This is a genomic window from Serratia sp. Ae19-1, from assembly GCF_059801225.1.
Window position 1 is genome coordinate 1 of record NZ_JBCHWD010000023.1, and the last position, 1,683, is coordinate 1,683.

Genomic DNA, 1,683 nt, shown 5'->3' on the forward strand with positions numbered 1-1,683 from the left:
ATCAGACAATCTGTGTGAGCACGCCACTCGAACTAATATCTTTAGGTAAGGAGGTGATCCAACCGCAGGTTCCCCTACGGTTACCTTGTTACGACTTCACCCCAGTCATGAATCACAAAGTGGTAAGCGCCCTCCCGAAGGTTAAGCTACCTACTTCTTTTGCAACCCACTCCCATGGTGTGACGGGCGGTGTGTACAAGGCCCGGGAACGTATTCACCGTAGCATTCTGATCTACGATTACTAGCGATTCCGACTTCATGGAGTCGAGTTGCAGACTCCAATCCGGACTACGACGTACTTTATGAGGTCCGCTTGCTCTCGCGAGGTCGCTTCTCTTTGTATACGCCATTGTAGCACGTGTGTAGCCCTACTCGTAAGGGCCATGATGACTTGACGTCATCCCCACCTTCCTCCAGTTTATCACTGGCAGTCTCCTTTGAGTTCCCGGCCGAACCGCTGGCAACAAAGGATAAGGGTTGCGCTCGTTGCGGGACTTAACCCAACATTTCACAACACGAGCTGACGACAGCCATGCAGCACCTGTCTCAGAGTTCCCGAAGGCACCAATCCATCTCTGGAAAGTTCTCTGGATGTCAAGAGTAGGTAAGGTTCTTCGCGTTGCATCGAATTAAACCACATGCTCCACCGCTTGTGCGGGCCCCCGTCAATTCATTTGAGTTTTAACCTTGCGGCCGTACTCCCCAGGCGGTCGATTTAACGCGTTAGCTCCGGAAGCCACGCCTCAAGGGCACAACCTCCAAATCGACATCGTTTACAGCGTGGACTACCAGGGTATCTAATCCTGTTTGCTCCCCACGCTTTCGCACCTGAGCGTCAGTCTTCGTCCAGGGGGCCGCCTTCGCCACCGGTATTCCTCCAGATCTCTACGCATTTCACCGCTACACCTGGAATTCTACCCCCCTCTACGAGACTCTAGCTTGCCAGTTTCAAATGCAGTTCCCAGGTTGAGCCCGGGGATTTCACATCTGACTTAACAAACCGCCTGCGTGCGCTTTACGCCCAGTAATTCCGATTAACGCTTGCACCCTCCGTATTACCGCGGCTGCTGGCACGGAGTTAGCCGGTGCTTCTTCTGCGAGTAACGTCAATTGATGAACGTATTAAGCTCACCACCTTCCTCCTCGCTGAAAGTGCTTTACAACCCGAAGGCCTTCTTCACACACGCGGCATGGCTGCATCAGGCTTGCGCCCATTGTGCAATATTCCCCACTGCTGCCTCCCGTAGGAGTCTGGACCGTGTCTCAGTTCCAGTGTGGCTGGTCATCCTCTCAGACCAGCTAGGGATCGTCGCCTAGGTGAGCCATTACCCCACCTACTAGCTAATCCCATCTGGGCACATCTGATGGCAAGAGGCCCGAAGGTCCCCCTCTTTGGTCTTGCGACGTTATGCGGTATTAGCTACCGTTTCCAGTAGTTATCCCCCTCCATCAGGCAGTTTCCCAGACATTACTCACCCGTCCGCCGCTCGTCACCCAGGGAGCAAGCTCCCCTGTGCTACCGCTCGACTTGCATGTGTTAAGCCTGCCGCCAGCGTTCAATCTGAGCCATGATCAAACTCTTCAATTAAAAGCTTGATTTGCTTCCACTCGAGAAGCGATGCTCAAAGATTTACTGCATGAATTTTACTTCAGTTAGTCACTCTTCAAGACTTGATATTTTTT

At 52.7% G+C, this 1,683-nt stretch carries 1 rRNA gene; it reads right to left on the reverse strand.

Features of this window, described 5'->3' with window-relative positions:
• Window positions 1-46: 46 nt before the first annotated feature.
• A 16S ribosomal RNA gene (locus AAIE04_RS25010) occupies window positions 47-1,588 on the reverse strand.
• Window positions 1,589-1,683: the final 95 nt, after the last annotated feature.